Genomic DNA, 14,587 nt, shown 5'->3' on the forward strand with positions numbered 1-14,587 from the left:
CAGGTTTCAGCTAGCCTGGCTTTGGTCCTTGTCCTTCACACACGCAAAGTCTTCCTCGCGCAGTTCCGGCAGATCCTTGGCACAATAATCACTCCCCAGCTCCTTTAGTGCGCCGCACATCCCCTCCAGGCGCCCGTCCACCGCTTGCAGGTGATCGAGCAACTGGTTGATGGCGCGCGCCACCGGGTCGGGCATGTCTTCGCCGACACCGTAGGCGTCGAAGCCGATCTTCTCGGCCATGGCCTTGCGCCGGGCGTCCTGCTCTTCGTCCGACTTGACGATGATCCGCCCCGGAATACCCACCACGGTCGCGCCGGGCGGCACGGCCTTGGTGACCACGGCGTTGGAGCCGACTTTCGCTCCCGCGCCCACGGTGAACGGGCCGAGCACCTTGGCGCCAGCACCGACGACAACGCCGTTTTCCAGGGTCGGGTGGCGCTTGCCTTTGTTCCAGCTGGTGCCGCCGAGGGTCACGCCCTGATAGAGCGTCACGTCGTCGCCGATCTCGGCGGTCTCGCCGATGACGATGCCCATGCCGTGATCGATGAAAAACCGCCGGCCGACCTTGGCGCCCGGATGGATCTCGATGCCGGTCAGCCAGCGGCCGAAGTTCGAGACCAGCCGCGCCAGCCATTTCCAACCCATGCTCCACAAGGCGCCGGACAGGCGATGGATCCAGATGGCGTGCATGCCGGGGTAGCAGGTCAGCACTTCAAAGGCATTGCGCGCCGCCGGGTCACGATGGAAGACGCTCTGGATATCTTCACGCAAACGTTCGAACATTTTATTCCTTCCGCTTAATCAGCTCGCCACGGGCCGCTTTCTGGGTTTCCGTGAGGATGCCGCGCAATATATTCATTTCCGCCCGGCTCACCGAGCTTCGTCCGTACAACCGACGCAGGCGCGCCATCAAGTGCCGAGGCTTGTCCGGGTCAAGGAATTCGATGTCCACCAGGGTCTGCTCCAGGTGTTCATAAAATCGCTCCAGCTCGTCCATGGTCGCCAGTGTCTCACTGCGCGGCGACGTCGCCTCGAATTTTTCCACCTTGCTGGGCTGGCCTTCGGCTTGCAGCCAGGCCATGCGCACTTCATAGCTCAATACCTGCACCGCCGCCCCGAGGTTCAGCGAGCTGAAGCCGGGGTCGGAGGGGATATGCACGTGAAAATGACATCGCTGCAGCTCTTCATTGGTGAGGCCGGAATCTTCACGGCCGAACACCAAGGCGATTTCCGCGCCCTGCCCCGCTTCCTCGACCACCTTGGTGCCGCATTCGCGAGGATCGAGCAGCGGCCAGGGGATACGGCGGTCGCGGGCGCTGGTGCCGAGCACCAGGTTGCAACCCACCAAGGCGTCTTCCAGGGTAGCGACGACCTGGGCATTGGCGAGGATGTCACCGGCGCCGGATGCCCGCGCATCGGCTTCGTGATGGGGAAACGAGCGCGGCTCAACCAGCACCAGCCGCGACAGGCCCATGTTCTTCATGGCCCGCGCAGCTCCGCCGATGTTACCCGGATGGCTGGTATTGACCAGGACGACACGAATGTTCTGCAACAAGGGAGGCGCTCTCGAACATATAAAAGGGAGCAAATCTTACCTAAGCACCTACCGTTAAGCTATGAAAGCGAACACCAACCTTCTCCTGAGAAAACTTTCTGATAGAATGCGCGGCTTTCTTTAACAACCTTAGGTGACACATCCATGCAGCCCATGCTGAATATCGCGCTGCGCGCCGCCCGCAGCGCCAGTGAACTGATCTTCCGCTCCATCGAGCGCCTGGATACCATCAAGGTCGATGAAAAAGATGCCAAGGACTATGTGTCCGAGGTTGATCGCGCCGCCGAACAGAAAATCGTCGACGCCCTGCGCAAGGCTTACCCGAACCACTCCATCCTCGGTGAAGAGACCGGCATGCACGCCGGTACCGGCATCGAAGGCGAAGAGTACCTGTGGATTATCGATCCGCTGGACGGCACCACCAACTTCCTGCGTGGCATTCCTCACTTCGCTGTCAGCATCGCCTGCAAGTACCGTGGCCGCCTGGAACACGCCGTCGTGCTGGACCCGGTTCGCCAGGAAGAATTCACCGCCAGCCGTGGCCGTGGCGCCCAACTGAACGGCCGTCGCCTGCGCGTCAGCGGCCGCACCAGCCTGGACGGCGCCCTGCTGGGCACCGGTTTCCCGTTCCGTGATGACCAGATGGACAACCTCGACAACTACCTGGGCATGTTCCGCGCCCTGGTCGGCCAGACCGCCGGCATCCGCCGCGCCGGTGCCGCGAGCCTGGACCTGGCTTATGTAGCTGCCGGTCGTTTCGATGCGTTCTGGGAATCGGGCCTGTCCGAGTGGGACATGGCGGCAGGCGCCCTGTTGATCCAGGAAGCGGGTGGCTTGGTGAGCGACTTCACCGGCGGCCACGATTTCCTTGAAAAAGGCCACATCGTTGCCGGCAACACCAAATGCTTCAAGGCTGTGCTGACGGCGATCCAGCCGCACCTGCCGGCCTCGCTGAAGCGCTAAGCCGCTCGGCTCAAGAGAAGCACCCTTCGGGGTGCTTTTTTTATGCCTGTCACTTTACCCGGATACAGGTAATCCGTGGCGAGGGAGCTTGCTCCCGCTCGGTTGCGCAGCGACCGCAAGATCTTGGGTCTGCTGCGCAGCCCAGCGGGAGCAAGCCCCCTCGCCACGATGGGTTACACCTTGAATATGGAGCCAAGCTGAACCACCGCTATCGCGAGCAAGCTCGCTCCCACAAGGAGATTTGGGGTAGGCATAAGATTTGTGCCCACCACAGATCCAATGTGGGAGCGAGCTTGCTCGCGAAGAGGCCGGCACATTCAATATCGATGCAAGCTGAGCCACCGATTTCGCGAGCAGGCTCGCTCCCACCGGGGATTGATGGTGGAGCGTGGAAATGCGAGCGTAAAAAAAGCACCCCGGAGGGTGCTTTTTCATAGCGGTGGATTACTGGGCCGGTTCGTTCTGGCCCAGGATCAGTTGGCCTTCCTTGCTGACCGGGATCTGGTTGCCCGGGTCGCGGTCCATACGGACTTTGCCTTCCTTGCCGTCGAGCATGTAGCGAACGTCGTAGCCTACAACCTTGTCGCTGATGTCATTGACGGTGTTGCAGCGAGTCTGGGTGGTGGTGTACGTGTCGCGCTCCTGCATGCCTTCCTGAATCTTGTTACCGGCATAACCGCCGCCAGCCGCACCCGCCACGGTGGCGATCTTCTTGCCGGTGCCGCCGCCGATCTGGTTGCCCAACAGGCCACCGGCCACGGCGCCGAGCACAGTGCCGGCGATCTGGTGTTGATCCTGAACCGGCTTCTGCCGGGTCACTGTCACGTCCTTGCACACTTCACGCGGGGTCTTGATTTGGGTCTTGACCGGTTCCACGGCCAGTACTTGCGCATACTCAGGGCCACTTTTTACCAAGCTGTAGGTGGCGACCGCACCACCGGCTGTTACACCGACAGCACCCAATACCGCACCAACCAGCATCGATTTGTTCACTTGAACCTCCAGGCCATTACAAGCGGAATAATCCGCGCTTCTCCCAGCCTTGGAGCACAAAAAAAGGCGCGAGTTCAACTCGCGCCTTTTGAGCGGTGACGGACGGAAAACCGAGCCTTACGGGCGGTCGTCCACCTCGGTCTCGGTGGCCGCCGGAGGAATCAGGTCCTCGGAGCTCAGGTTCAGCCAGATCAGCACCACGTTGGCGATATAGATCGACGAGTAGGTACCCGCCATCACACCGATGAACAGCGCGATGGAGAAGCCGAACAGGTTGTCGCCGCCAAACACCAGCAGCGCGACAATCGCCAGCAAGGTCGAGATCGACGTCGCCATGGTCCGCAGCAGGGTCTGGGTGGTCGAGATGTTGATGTTCTCGATCAACGAGGCCTTGCGCAGCACTCGGAAGTTTTCGCGCACCCGGTCGAACACGACGATGGTGTCGTTGAGCGAGTAACCGATGATCGCCAGCACCGCCGCCAGCACCGTCAGGTCGAAGGTGATCTGGAAGAACGACAGGATGCCCACGGTCACGATCACGTCGTGGATCAGCGAGACAATCGCGCCGACCGCGAACTTCCACTGGAAGCGGAAAGCCAGGTAGAGCATCACGCCGCCCAGCGCCAACAGCATGCCGAGGCCGCCCTGGTCGCGCAGCTCCTCACCCACCTGCGGGCCGACGAACTCGACGCGCTTGACCTGGGCCGGGTTATCGCCACCGGCCTTCTGCAAGGCTTCGGCGACCTGGTGGCCCAGTTGCGGGTCTTCACCCGGCATACGCACGAGCAAATCGGTGGTGGCGCCAAAGCTCTGCACCACGGCATCGCTGTAGCCCGAGCTCGCCAGTTGCTCACGCACCTTGGTGACGTCGGCCGGACGCTCGTAGGTCAGCTCGATGAGCGTACCGCCGGTGAAGTCCAGGCCGTAGTTCAGGCCCTTGGTGGCCCAGCTGAACAACGCCAGTGCCGTGAGGAACAATGTGACGCCGAACGCAATGTTGCGAACGCCCATGAAGTTGATTGTACGTAACATGGCAGCCCCTTAAATCCACAACTTCTTGAAGTCACGACCGCCAAAGATCAGGTTGACCATTGCGCGGGTCACCATGATGGCTGTGAACATCGAGGTAAAGATCCCGAGGGACATGGTCACTGCGAAGCCCTTGACCGGGCCGGTGCCCATGGCAAAGAGAATCCCGCCGACCAGCAAGGTAGTCAGGTTGGAGTCGAGAATCGCGGTGAATGCCCGGCCGAAGCCTTCGTTGATTGCCCGCTGGATCGACATGCCCGCGGCAATCTCTTCACGTATCCGCGAGAAGATCAGCACGTTGGCGTCCACCGCCATACCCATCGTCAAGACGATACCGGCGATACCCGGCAGGGTCAGCGTGGCGCCCAGCAACGACATCAGAGCCAGCAACAGCACCATGTTCACCGCCAGCGCAACCGTGGCGATCAGGCCGAAGAAGCGGTAGATGGCGATGATGAACAGCGACACGAACAGCATGCCCCACAGGGAGGCATCGACGCCCTTGGTGATGTTGTCGGCACCCAGGCTTGGGCCGATGGTGCGCTCTTCAGCGAAGTACATCGGCGCGGCCAAGCCACCGGCACGCAGCAGCAGGGCCAGCTCCGAGGATTCGCCCTGGCCGTTCAGGCCGGTGATGCGGAACTGGCTGCCCAGTGGCGACTGGATGGTCGCCAGGCTGATGATCTTCTTCTCTTCCTTGAAGGTCTGGACCGGTACGTCTTTCTCGACGCCGTTGACTACCTGTTTGGTGTAGGTGGTGGTCGGCTTCTGCTCGATGAAGATCACCGCCATGCTGCGACCGACGTTGCTGCGCGTGGCGCGGCTCATCAGTTCGCCGCCGTGGCCGTCGAGACGGATGTTCACCTGTGGACGACCTTGCTCGTCGAAGCCCGCCTGGGCGTCGGTCACCTGGTCACCGGTGATGATCAGGCCGCGCTCGATCTGCGCCGCCGGACGACCGCCTTCACGGAACTCGAAGCTTTCGGAAGTCGCCTTGGAAGCACCCGGCTCAGCGGCCAGGCGGAATTCCAGGTTGGCGGTCTTGCCGAGGATACGCTTGGCTTCGGCAGTGTCCTGCACACCCGGCAACTCAACCACGATACGGTTGGCGCCCTGGCGCTGGACGATCGGCTCGGCCACACCCAGCTCGTTGACGCGGTTACGCACCGTGGTCAAGTTCTGCTTGATGGAGTATTCGCGGATTTCCGCCAGCTTGGCCGGGGTCATCGCCAGACGCAGCACCGCCTGACCATTGAGGTCGGCCGGCACAATGTCGAAATCGTTGAAATTCTTGCGGATCAGGGCACGGGCCTGTTCGCGGGCATCTTCATCGCTGAAGCCCAGCTGAATGGCACCTTCGAACTGCGGCAGGCTGCGATAACGCACGCGCTCTTTACGCAGCAGGCTCTTGACGTCGCCTTCGTAGACTTTCAGTCGCGCGTCGAGGGCTTTTTCCATGTCCACTTCCAGCAGGAAGTGCACACCGCCGGACAAGTCCAGGCCCAGCTTCATCGGGTGGGCGCCAAGATTGCGCAGCCACTGCGGGGTGGTCTGGGCCAGGTTCAGGGCCACAACGTAATCGTCGCCCAACGCCTTGCGTACCACATCCTTGGCCGGCAACTGGTCTTCAGACTTGACCAGGCGCAACAGGCCGCCCTTGCCGTTTTCGGCGATGGACGCAGCCTTGACCTCGATATTGGACGCCTTGAGCGCAGCGCTGGCGCGGTCCAGATCGGCCTGGGTGACCTGCAATGCCGTGCTGGCGCCGCTGACCTGAATGGCCGGGTCATCCGGGTAGAGATTGGGAGCGGAATAAATCACACCGACCGCCAGCACCGCCAGGATCAGTAGGTATTTCCACAGAGGGTATTTGTTCAGCATCACGCCGCCCGCTTATGACGCGGGGCGCCTTGCGCGCCCCGTCGATTGAAGAGAAGTTGTTACCTAGATCGCTTTCAGCGTGCCTTTTGGCAGCGTGGCCGCGATGGCGCCCTTCTGAAACTTCATTTCAACAGTGTCGGACACTTCCAGAACCACGAAGTCATCCGCCACTTTGGTGATCTTGCCGGCGATGCCGCCGGTGGTGACCACTTCATCACCTTTCTGCAGGCTGCTGAGCAGGTTCTTCTGCTCTTTGGCGCGCTTGGCCTGTGGACGCCAGATCATCAGGTAGAAGATGACCAGGAAGCCGACCAGGAAAATCCACTCGAAACCGCCACCCATAGGGCTGGCAGCAGCAGGTGCAGCCGCGTCAGCCATGGCATTAGAGATAAAAAAGCTCATTTAGCACTCCAGTTGCAAATATTGAATCTAGGGATCGGAAAACTTAGTCCAAAGGCGGAACAGGCAACCCGCGCTTGGCATAGAAGGCCTCGACAAAGGCGGCCAATGTACCCTGTTGGATAGCCTCGCGCAAACCAGCCATAAGCACCTGATAATGGCGCAAATTATGGATGGTATTGAGCATGCTGCCGAGCATTTCGCCGCACTTGTCCAAATGATGCAGATAAGCGCGGGAGAAGTTCTGGCAGGTATAGCAATCGCACGTCGGATCGAGCGGCGAATCATCATGGCGATGGAACGCGTTACGGATCTTCAGCACACCAGTGTCGATGAACAGATGCCCATTGCGGGCATTACGGGTTGGCATCACGCAATCGAACATGTCCACCCCGCGGCGCACACCCTCAACCAGATCTTCCGGTTTGCCAACGCCCATAAGGTAACGAGGTTTGTCAGCGGGCATCTGGCCCGGCAGGTAATCGAGCACCTTGATCATCTCGTGCTTCGGTTCGCCCACCGACAGGCCGCCAATCGCCAGGCCGTCGAAGCCGATCTTGTCGAGGCCTTCCAGCGAGCGCATGCGCAAATCCTGGTGCATGCCGCCCTGCACGATGCCGAACAGAGCCGCGGTGTTTTCGCCGTGGGCATTCTTCGAGCGCTGGGCCCAGCGCAACGACAGCTCCATCGACACCCGCGCCACGTCTTCATCGGCCGGGTACGGCGTGCATTCGTCGAAGATCATCACGATGTCCGAGCCCAGGTCGCGCTGCACCTGCATCGACTCTTCCGGGCCCATGAACACCTTGGAGCCGTCGACCGGCGAGGCGAAGGTCACGCCCTCCTCCTTGATCTTGCGCATGGCGCCGAGGCTGAACACCTGGAAACCGCCGGAGTCGGTCAGAATCGGGCCTTTCCACTGCATGAAATCGTGCAGGTCGCCGTGGGCCTTGATCACTTCCATGCCCGGACGCAGCCACAGGTGGAAGGTGTTGCCGAGAATGATCTCCGCGCCCGTGGCAACGATGTCACGCGGCAGCATGCCCTTGACCGTGCCGTAGGTGCCCACCGGCATGAACGCGGGGGTTTCCACCGTACCGCGGGGGAAGGTCAGACGACCACGACGAGCCTTGCCATCGGTAGCAAGCAACTCGAAGGACATGCGACAGGTGCGACTCATACGGTTTCCTCGGGCCCGCGTGGCGCGGGGTTACGGGTGATGAACATCGCATCACCGTAGCTGAAAAAGCGGTACCCATGCTCGACGGCGGCCTGGTAGGCGGCCATGGTCTCGGGATAACCGGCGAACGCCGAAACCAGCATCAACAGCGTGGATTCGGGCAAATGAAAGTTGGTGACCAAGGCATCGACCACATGAAACGGCCGGCCCGGGTAGATAAAGATGTCGGTGTCGCCGCTGAACGGCTTGAGCACGCCATCACGCGCGGCGCTTTCCAGGGAACGCACGCTGGTGGTCCCCACTGCCACCACCCGCCCACCGCGGGCGCGACACGCCGCCACGGCATCGACGACTTCCTGGCTGACTTCCAGCCATTCGTTGTGCATGTGGTGATCTTCGATGCGCTCCACGCGCACCGGCTGGAACGTGCCGGCGCCGACGTGCAGCGTCACGAACGCCGTCTCCACGCCCTTGGCGGCAATCGCCTCCAGCAACGGCTGATCAAAATGCAGCCCCGCCGTCGGCGCCGCCACCGCCCCCAGGCGCTCGGCGTACACGGTCTGATAACGCTCGCGGTCCGAACCTTCGTCCGGGCGGTCTATATAAGGAGGCAACGGCATGTGCCCGACGCGGTCGAGCAGCGGCAACACCTCTTCGGCAAACTCCAGCTCGAACAACGCATCATGCCGCGCCACCATCCGCGCCTCACCGCCGCCGTCGATCAAAATCGACGAGCCCGGCTTGGGCGACTTGCTCGACCGTACATGGGCCAGCACCCGATGCCCGTCCAGCACCCGCTCCACCAGAATCTCCAGCTTGCCGCCGGAGGCCTTCTGGCCAAACAACCGCGCCGGAATGACTCGGGTATTGTTGAACACCATCAAATCGCCCGGGCGCAAATGCTCAAGCAAATCAGTGAATTGACGGTGAGCCATGGCACCGCTGACCCCGTCCAGGGTCAACAGTCGACTGGCGCGACGCTCGGCCAGAGGGTGGCGAGCGATCAGCGAATCCGGGAGTTCGAAGGTAAAGTCAGCAACACGCATGATGGGGTTCGTCTAGCAGGGCCGGAAAGTCTAGCGGAATTATCAAAAATTCACCATGAAACGTGATTGACCAACGGTAGGCACCTCTCTATACTTCGCCGCCATTGAGCCCTGATGGCGGAATTGGTAGACGCGGCGGATTCAAAATCCGTTTTCGAAAGGAGTGGGAGTTCGAGTCTCCCTCGGGGCACCATCTTAAAGAAAGACCTTGAAATCCAAGGTCTTTTTTTTCGTCTGCAGGAAAGTGGCTTTGCCGCGAGCAACGCAAATCCCACCCCAGGGCGCCCGCGGTTGTGGCGAGGGGATTCATCCCCGCTGGGCTGCAAAGCAGCCCCAAATACCCAACCCCTAATGTGAAAAGATCTGAGGCAAGGAAGAACCGGTGGTAGGAAAAAACCCGTGGCGAGGGAGCTTGCTCCCGCTTGAGCGCAAAGCGCTCACAAAAGAGTCACTGCCCACACCGATACTCCGAGTTGCCACCGCCAAGGCCAAAACCACCACCCCACCCTCTTCACCCAGTCACCAAGGATCTCACCCCATGGAATTGCTGCTGGAAACGGTCGCTCTTTACTCGCTCAAGCTGGCTTATGAGACGGAGGGTCACAGTCCGATTTTGCGGGATGATCCGTTGATGGGGGGTTGTGATCGGGAGGTTTTTGGGTTGTTGGTGCGGCGGGGGGATTTGGTTGGGATTCAGGGGGAGATTGGGCGGTGTTTGGGTTTGGCGTTGGGGGCGGTTGGTGGGGTGGATTCGGTGCTGGGGCGGGAGTTGAATCGTCTGGCTGAAAATCTCCAAACCGTGCCAACGGTGGCACAATTGGATACGTCGCTTGTCGCGCTTAGAGACTATTTGAAGAATATTCAGTGAGCGGTCAGATTCCCATCTCCCAACCTTGGCATGAATGTCATATGAGCAAACTTCAAGAGTTGATTGAAAAAAGCCAGATCAGGCTTATCAGTTCAAGAGAAAATCTCCGATGCAGGCTGGCAAGCAATTGCCACGCAATGTGGCGCCGCTGAGCTAGTAGAGATTCAAGAACGTATTCTTAAGTTACGTGCGGAACTGGAGATAGTTGAGGAGTGGGACGGGGACACTCAGGACGACTTACATCCCGCAATTTCGACCCTTACTCGACTAATGGGATCGGTAACAGTCGCTCTTTCTGAAGCAAAGCTTAAAAGCACTGTAGCGAAGAGGTCACTATCAGACAGAACGCTATAGCTCATAACCGTCATGGCCTGAGATGGCCCGCCCATAGCTAGCAGAATGATTTGAAGGGTGGGATGAGTTCCGACAAATTCGGGCCAGCGCGGCGCACCACATCTGAGTGACTTCTATATTAGCTCCCCACCTTAGGCCTATAGCGTAGCGTAAGCGTTCGGGCAATACACGCTGCTTACCAGTTTTATATTTGATCAAGGTGATGTGCTCGCCGAATTTAAACTTGCTATGCCCCGGAAAAATCATACCGTTTGACAAACCTACGCTCGTCGACCGCGTAACCTTGCTGCTGATAAAAAGTGTGAGCCGGTATTCGGTGGTCACTGCTAGTCACCTCAGCCCGGACGCAAAGTTGCTCTGTAAAAAACGCGTCAGCAGCGGAAACTAGCATTGCCCCTACTCCTTGTCCTCGGAAGTCATCATCAATGACAAGGGAGGTAATGCGTCCGAGCCTACCCGGCTGATGAAACAGTTCAAGTACGTGCAAGCTTATGACGCCGATAATATTTTTACCGTCTTGTGCCAGCAGCACGGTATCGCGAGCGCTAAGTTCTAAAGCCTCAAGCTTATCTCGGATTAGCTTTGGCGAGGCTTGGTAGCCTAACTGGCCTAGGAGTTTGGACACCGATTCTGCATCGGTTAGTAAGGCTTTTCGAACTTTCATATTGTTCTCAACTGGGTATTGCACAGGCTTGCCCACCATTTGTATTCGACATGATCTGTCGTTTGCATCGGACTTGACCAGCACACTTGGTGACTGAGACCGGCAGAAAGCGACCCAAAGCCGTCATTCGACCTGAGGGCATAGGTTAGATGATTTGAACCAGAGGACTGCGGAGTCGATATGAACATGCTTCTGCTTTTGAGGCAGGAAGGGCGTATCAAGCGTGCCCAACGCTATCGAGACCCAGACGGCAAACTTACCTTCAGATCGCGACCAGAACAGAGTCGAACCGCAGTCCATGCAGAACTCCCGTAATACCGTCTCTGACGAAGCATAGGTTTTGATGCTGGTGGAACCGCGAAGTATTCGAAGCGCGCTAAGCGGAATGCTGCCGTACGAAGCGAATGCTGCTCCGTGACCTTTGCGACACTGGTTGCAATGACAATGACTCACTGCTTTTGGTGAGACGAGTAGCTCGTAACTGACGGCAGCGCATAAGCAGCTTCCTTGGTATACCTGTGTCATAGGCTGTTCCGTGCAGGTGAATAACGCCAGCGTAACCGCCCCAGTCCAATCAGTCGACCGACCGCTACTGGCCGATTTGGTTGAAGATACGAACAGATGGGCAAGTGCAACGCAAATGCTTGGTCAAGAGGAGTGCATTATCCCACCTGTAGTGACACACCTTTTGGCGCCACTACGTCGGTCGCCAGTGATCGGGTAACAATCGACCAATCTCACTCGCCCGCTGTGTCGGCAGCCGTGTCAGCACATCTTTCAGATAGGCGTACGGATCATGCCCGTTCATGCGTGCCAACTGGATCAGACTCATGATCGCCGCCGCCCGTTTGCCACTGCGAAGCGACCCGGCAAACAGCCAGTTGGAGCGCCCAAGTGCCCATGGTCGGGTTTGGTTCTCGACTTGATTATTGTCGATGGTCACGGCCCCGTCTTCCAAGTAGCGCGTCAACGCTACCCAGCGTTTAAGGCTGTACCAGAGCTTTGGCCGTTGCTGATCCATTGGGCACGAGATCGCGTTGGGTCAGCATCCAGTTATGCTGCGTTTTGATGATCGGGGCTGCCTTTTCCTGGCGTATTCGCCAACGATCCTCATCGCTCATGTCTCGAGTTTGGCGTTCGACTTCGTACAAGCCGCCAATCGAGTACAGCGCTTGTTCAGCCAGCTGGCTTTTGTTCGCCACGTGCAGATCGAAAAACTTGCGACGGGCGTGAGCCACGCAGCTAATTTCGGTGATGCCTTTCTCGAAACCGGCCTTGTAGCCAGCGAAATCGTCGCATACCAGCTTGCCGTTCCACTGCCCAAGAAAGTTGCGCGCATGCTCCCCTGCACGGCTGGGACTGAAGTCATAAAGCACAGCCTTGAGTGCCGAAAACGGCGTGGTCCCTTCAACCTAATGCACCGCGTCGCTTTCTGTCAGGATAGATGCACAGCACATCGTCCCTGGCTGCCGAGACTGAACATGCCACCCAGCCCAGCATCAAACCTTGCATTTCGTACAGGCTCAATCACAACCGCTTTCCCGTCTGATCTTACGTTCAGAGCTGAGGGCCTACGCCCAATATTAGGGAACACCAGCCAAGCCACACATCCAGGCATTGAAGTCAGAGTAGGTGACGAGGATTTAGTCATTCCCTATCGAATCCATCACGAGGGCAATGAGCGGGGATGTTCACAGCTGAATGGGCTTCAAAGCGTCATGTACTCCTGCATCCTGACTAGGCATCACGATGGTCATGTCCGACAACGTCAGCTACGGCAAATTCTCTCTGTGCATGAGCCTTGGGTTGTCCCGTTCGTGGTGCAGCTAACCGGCGAGTACGTAATCGAAATACTCGATACCTGCGACGCTCACCTGCAAGCGCTCGATCCGGACCTGTACGGAGCATTCATCAGGGACAACCCAGAGTACTTCAAAGTACTACAGGATCGGATGATCAGTTACTGGGATTGCTACTACCGACACCTGTATAGACACAGGCAAGACTATGTGGGGTTTCGGTTATTCGAGCACTTTCGTAAACTCGCAAAGGGATAGAAGGTTAGCCAGCGCACGTCAGCGTGTATCCCTACTATCCCTAGACGTAAAAACCGTCTACAAGGCACGGCTTATGGCATGCACGAGTCTCCCTCGGGCACCATCTTAAAGAAAGCCCGCGACTTTCATAACGGTAACTAGTGCGGTAACGGCCTGCAGGGCAGGCAGCCGCCGCCGAACTATGTCCACGTACCGGTGCTGTACATCTAGCCATGGCGTAACTCCTATTGTCCTTTACTCACAATCCGACTCCGATTACTTTTCCGTCGTTGCTGACAGCATCTCAATTTCCGACAAACTCAGATCCTTTTCTTTTATCTTGCGTGACATCTGTTCGAAAGCCTCTACGGATAGATCAGGCTGTAGCTCACGCACCTCTATTACAGCGCCAACAACCTCCTGACGCTGTTCCGTTTCAAAAAGACCAGTTGATATTGTTCTATCAATCACGCGCCCCTCATCCAGAAGCACAGCATGCTTTCCTGGCGGAAGACCAGCATTGATCTCATCAAGGGAATACGAAACTAATTTTAGATTGGTACGTGGCAATAGAACTCGCTTTGGTTCTGCCCAGCGAGGGCCAAAGTGGTAAACCGCCGCATACATAATTTTCGCGGTCGTAGCATCTACGCCGGCCGCTCTCATCGCAGTGTAAAAGGCCAGATGCGTTTCCTTCCAGCTTCGTGTCTTTTCGACACAAGCCACGTCATGAATTATCGCAGCCTTACGATATTGGCCATCTAATGGGCCGCCAATAACGGACCAAGCAATTTTGGGAATCGAAGCCCCATCTGAAACCGTATTTTTGGGTGCGATCCAAAAGCGTCTCTGGGGGCTTGGCCCCGTGTAGGTGAAATCTCGCAGTAATCTAGCGTCATGCTTGGTCGGTAAAAACTCGACCTCCAACGGGTCAGAGAAGCTTCCCCAATCGTCTGCAACCGTCTGAGTAGCTAACACCAAACCGATCAGCATCAGAACTGTTCTCATAACTGCTCCATTTAGCTGCAACTGACGTGCTGGCAATCTATTCCTCGTGAAAGCAAAATGATATTAGTTCAGGTATGCGTATTGGCAAGGCACGCTTGGTATTTTGTAAGCGAGGGGGAGGAACAGGAACGGGATGTCGCGCTTGCTAGAAGCAGCATCCAACTCGATGCTGCTTCCACATTCATACCGAGTCTTTAGAGATTCTCACGCTAGAAAATTATCTTTGGATTTATCTCCCCTCAACAATATCCAAAGCCCGATTCGCCAACAGCTCACTCAACTCAATCATCTGCAAAATCCCCAACGCAACATGCCGCCTTGACCCTTCCAGATCAAACGCCAAATCACTGATCATCGCATTCGCCGAAGCCAAGCTCTCGCTCAGATTCGCAAGCAAACACTCCGTGTCCACATCAGGATCAATACGAAAAAGCGTGCTGGAATTCCCGGGCGTTTCGCCCTCGGGCTTGGGTTTCAGATAGAAATTCAACGCGCGGTTGGTGGCGTCTTCGAGTTTCTTGTTGCGGGCGGATTGGGCGCGGGATACGGATTCGTCTGCCGCAGGTGGGTTTGGAGTTACTTTTGCCATCGTCTTGCTTCCTGTCTTGGAG

General features: G+C 58.0%; 14 protein-coding genes, 1 tRNA gene and 1 pseudogene. 3 read left to right on the forward strand and 13 right to left on the reverse strand.

From position 1 onward, the window contains the following. Positions 1–6 precede the first annotated feature (6 nt). The gene (gene cysE, locus J3P97_RS22030) at positions 7–783 is read right to left on the reverse strand and encodes a serine O-acetyltransferase (RefSeq protein ID WP_434571967.1); all 777 of its coding nucleotides are present in this window, start codon (positions 781–783) and stop codon (positions 7–9) included. A gap of 1 nt (position 784) precedes the next feature. After that, positions 785–1,555 (reverse strand): tRNA (cytosine(32)/uridine(32)-2'-O)-methyltransferase TrmJ, encoded by a 771-nt coding sequence (gene trmJ, locus J3P97_RS22035; RefSeq protein WP_434628536.1) that lies wholly within the window; start codon positions 1,553–1,555, stop codon positions 785–787. 144 nt (positions 1,556–1,699) lie between these two features. Here trmJ and suhB point away from each other — a divergent pair, with 144 nt between their 5' ends. Then, a complete protein-coding gene (gene suhB, locus J3P97_RS22040) occupies positions 1,700–2,518 on the forward strand; it encodes a type III secretion system regulator SuhB (RefSeq protein ID WP_003185165.1) in 819 nt (272 codons plus the stop codon). 444 nt (positions 2,519–2,962) lie between these two features. Here the strand turns inward: suhB and J3P97_RS22045 are convergent, their stop codons facing one another. The 6 genes from J3P97_RS22045 to queA all read right to left on the reverse strand — a co-directional run bounded on the left by J3P97_RS22045 (position 2,963) and on the right by queA (position 9,046). Beyond that, complete coding sequence (locus J3P97_RS22045) at positions 2,963–3,511, reverse strand: glycine zipper 2TM domain-containing protein (RefSeq protein WP_014336691.1); 549 nt, start codon at positions 3,509–3,511, stop codon at positions 2,963–2,965. A 117-nt stretch (positions 3,512–3,628) separates the two neighbouring features. Then, on the reverse strand, positions 3,629–4,543 hold the full coding sequence (gene secF / locus J3P97_RS22050; protein ID WP_434571964.1) for a protein translocase subunit SecF: 915 nt from the start codon (positions 4,541–4,543) through the stop codon (positions 3,629–3,631). Between the two features lie 9 nt (positions 4,544–4,552). After that, on the reverse strand, positions 4,553–6,421 hold the full coding sequence (secD, locus tag J3P97_RS22055) for a protein translocase subunit SecD (protein ID WP_305498976.1): 1,869 nt from the start codon (positions 6,419–6,421) through the stop codon (positions 4,553–4,555). Between the two features lie 63 nt (positions 6,422–6,484). Further along, a complete protein-coding gene (gene yajC / locus J3P97_RS22060) occupies positions 6,485–6,823 on the reverse strand; it encodes a preprotein translocase subunit YajC (protein WP_016773317.1) in 339 nt (112 codons plus the stop codon). A 43-nt stretch (positions 6,824–6,866) separates the two neighbouring features. After that, entirely contained in the window at positions 6,867–7,982 is a 1,116-nt protein-coding gene (gene tgt / locus J3P97_RS22065; protein WP_305501181.1) for a tRNA guanosine(34) transglycosylase Tgt, read from the reverse strand. Between the two features lie 14 nt (positions 7,983–7,996). Then, on the reverse strand, positions 7,997–9,046 hold the full coding sequence (gene queA / locus J3P97_RS22070) for a tRNA preQ1(34) S-adenosylmethionine ribosyltransferase-isomerase QueA (RefSeq protein WP_305498973.1): 1,050 nt from the start codon (positions 9,044–9,046) through the stop codon (positions 7,997–7,999). Between the two features lie 108 nt (positions 9,047–9,154). Here queA and J3P97_RS22075 point away from each other — a divergent pair. Further along, positions 9,155–9,239, forward strand: a tRNA-Leu gene (locus J3P97_RS22075). Positions 9,240–9,584: 345 nt separating this feature from the next. Then, positions 9,585–9,914, forward strand: coding sequence for a hypothetical protein (locus J3P97_RS22080; protein ID WP_434672756.1), 330 nt, complete (start codon positions 9,585–9,587; stop codon positions 9,912–9,914). A gap of 580 nt (positions 9,915–10,494) precedes the next feature. Here the strand turns inward: J3P97_RS22080 and J3P97_RS22085 are convergent. The 5 genes and pseudogenes from J3P97_RS22085 to J3P97_RS22105 form a co-directional block, all read right to left on the reverse strand. Continuing rightward, entirely contained in the window at positions 10,495–10,932 is a 438-nt protein-coding gene (locus J3P97_RS22085) for a GNAT family N-acetyltransferase (protein ID WP_434672757.1), read from the reverse strand. A gap of 123 nt (positions 10,933–11,055) precedes the next feature. After that, a complete protein-coding gene (locus J3P97_RS22090; protein WP_434672758.1) occupies positions 11,056–11,457 on the reverse strand; it encodes a GFA family protein in 402 nt (133 codons plus the stop codon). 172 nt (positions 11,458–11,629) lie between these two features. Next, positions 11,630–12,335, reverse strand: a pseudogene (gene tnpC, locus J3P97_RS22095) (IS66 family transposase); the annotation flags it as partial. Between the two features lie 909 nt (positions 12,336–13,244). Further along, positions 13,245–13,976: a DUF1353 domain-containing protein gene (locus J3P97_RS22100; protein WP_434672759.1), complete on the reverse strand. Its 732-nt coding sequence runs from the start codon at positions 13,974–13,976 to the stop codon at positions 13,245–13,247. A 229-nt stretch (positions 13,977–14,205) separates the two neighbouring features. After that, positions 14,206–14,565 (reverse strand): DUF6124 family protein, encoded by a 360-nt coding sequence (locus tag J3P97_RS22105; RefSeq protein WP_434672760.1) that lies wholly within the window; start codon positions 14,563–14,565, stop codon positions 14,206–14,208. Positions 14,566–14,587: the final 22 nt, after the last annotated feature.

The organism is Pseudomonas sp. R1-15, from assembly GCF_051132085.1.
GTDB lineage: Bacteria > Pseudomonadota > Gammaproteobacteria > Pseudomonadales > Pseudomonadaceae > Aquipseudomonas.

Coding starts and splice junctions, on each gene's coding strand:
- secF (WP_434571964.1), bottom strand. CDS start 4,543: ATGTTACGTACAATCAACTTCATGGGCGTTCGCAACATTGCGTTCGGC.
- secD (WP_305498976.1), bottom strand. CDS start 6,421: ATGCTGAACAAATACCCTCTGTGGAAATACCTACTGATCCTGGCGGTG.
- suhB (WP_003185165.1), top strand. CDS start 1,700: ATGCAGCCCATGCTGAATATCGCGCTGCGCGCCGCCCGCAGCGCCAGT.
- cysE (WP_434571967.1), bottom strand. CDS start 783: ATGTTCGAACGTTTGCGTGAAGATATCCAGAGCGTCTTCCATCGTGAC.
- tgt (WP_305501181.1), bottom strand. CDS start 7,982: ATGTCCTTCGAGTTGCTTGCTACCGATGGCAAGGCTCGTCGTGGTCGT.
- J3P97_RS22085 (WP_434672757.1), bottom strand. CDS start 10,932: ATGAAAGTTCGAAAAGCCTTACTAACCGATGCAGAATCGGTGTCCAAA.
- J3P97_RS22105 (WP_434672760.1), bottom strand. CDS start 14,565: ATGGCAAAAGTAACTCCAAACCCACCTGCGGCAGACGAATCCGTATCC.
- queA (WP_305498973.1), bottom strand. CDS start 9,046: ATGCGTGTTGCTGACTTTACCTTCGAACTCCCGGATTCGCTGATCGCT.
- yajC (WP_016773317.1), bottom strand. CDS start 6,823: ATGAGCTTTTTTATCTCTAATGCCATGGCTGACGCGGCTGCACCTGCT.
- J3P97_RS22090 (WP_434672758.1), bottom strand. CDS start 11,457: ATGACACAGGTATACCAAGGAAGCTGCTTATGCGCTGCCGTCAGTTAC.
- J3P97_RS22100 (WP_434672759.1), bottom strand. CDS start 13,976: ATGAGAACAGTTCTGATGCTGATCGGTTTGGTGTTAGCTACTCAGACG.
- J3P97_RS22080 (WP_434672756.1), top strand. CDS start 9,585: ATGGAATTGCTGCTGGAAACGGTCGCTCTTTACTCGCTCAAGCTGGCT.